At 34.0% G+C, this 1714-nt stretch carries 1 protein-coding gene; it reads left to right on the forward strand.

Annotation, left to right across the window (positions count from 1 at the left end):
* Positions 1-1714 (forward strand): pectinesterase family protein (locus IU405_RS00235; protein WP_197436664.1); only part of this gene is annotated, 1714 nt, incomplete at both ends.

Consider the following 1714-nt stretch of genomic DNA (forward strand, 5'->3'; position numbering starts at 1 on the left):
CTTTAAGAGATGGGGTTTATGTTATAAATTATCAAGGTGGTTTAGATGAATATCCAATAGAGATGGCTTTATCTTCAAATTTAACGGTATCTGGAGCTGATACCTCTAAAGAATTAAAATTTAAACCAATTACAGAATGGGTTTTTACTGATAGAACTATTTCGAATGCGACTGCTTATAAAGGACTTTCTTTTACAGGTAGTGTGAATGTTAGAGGAGGCAATGGAGATTTAAATGCAGCTTCTGGAGCAACCATAACTATTCCTGTAAAAGTTGGAGAAAAAGTTGTTATTACTGATTATTATGCCTCTAATTATACTGTTGAAGGTGGTGAATTGATACAAAATACCTCAAATAGCACAAGTGTAAATGTTGTGTCTGAATATATTTATCAAGGCACATCTGATGGAACAGTGACAATAAATATTGGCGGAGTAACCTATTTTAAATCGATAAAAAAACTTCCCGTTGTCGAATATAGAGCAACAATAACTGTAGGTTCAGATAAAGATTATCAAACAATTACTGATGCCATAAAAGAAATAGAAAACATGGTAAGGCCTAATAATGAACTTGTGACAGTTTTGATTGATCCAGGAAATTACGAGGAAATGTTAGTGATAAATAATCCTAATATCACTCTAAAAAATGCAGCTTCCACACCAAGTATTGGTCTTTTAAATAAAGGAGTAGATATTGAAAATGGAGCTGTAAGAATTACCTCTTATTATGGGCAAAAATATAATTTCTTTAGTCAAGGAAATGATAATAAATGGAGTGCAGAAGCTCTTGAAATAAACAAAGCAAATGGTTATACCAACTATGTAAATAAAGAAGGAACTGGCTCAGGCTCATCTTACTGGAATGCAACTGTTGTTGTAAATTCAGTTGGTTTTACAGTAGAAGATATTATTTTAGAAAATTCATTCAATCAATACATCTCTAAAAAGGAATCAGAGGATATTGTTTTAGCAAAAGACCCAAATTCACAGCCAATAAGACCAACAGATTATGGAAATACTGCAGTGCAAAATAGAGGAGCAGGATTTGTAACACAAGCAGCTGCAATTGGGATTTCTTCTTCAGCGGATAAAGTTATTTTAAAAAACTGTCGCGTTATAGGTCGTCAAGACTCATTTTATGGAGCAGCACCTGCAAGAGTTGTTGTTTATAAAGGAGTAATGATGGGTGCTGTAGATTATATTTTTGGTGGAATGAATGCTGTATTTTACAAAACCGACTTTGTTTTCAATACAAGTGATACTTCCTCAGACGCAGCTTACATTACTGCAGCACAACAACAAAACAATCAAAGAGGTTTTCTGATGTATGAATGTCATATAAAATCACCAATTGCAGGCATAGAAACTGCATCATCATTTGGCGCAAAACCCGGTTTTTTTGGAAGACCTTGGAGTGCTAATTTTAGTGAAGTTGTATTCTTCAAAACAACTATTGATAAGTCAACATATCCAGGTTCAGAAGGATTGTCTTTAATAAATCCTGTTGGATGGACAAACTCTTTAGGTGGAGAATCTCCATTCATGTACGAATTTGGGACTGTTGAAGAAGCTGAACTAAATAATTCAGAGCAAAGAGCGTCTTGGTCTACAGTGTTAACTTCTCCAACTTTAACTGATGGAACAGAAATCACAACTTTTAATTTTACCAAAGGAAATGATAGCTGGGACCCTATCACAGAATTGAATTCAAA

Origin of the sequence: Polaribacter sp. BAL334 (genome assembly GCF_015767435.1) — a bacterium.
Classification (GTDB): Bacteria; Bacteroidota; Bacteroidia; order Flavobacteriales; family Flavobacteriaceae; genus Polaribacter.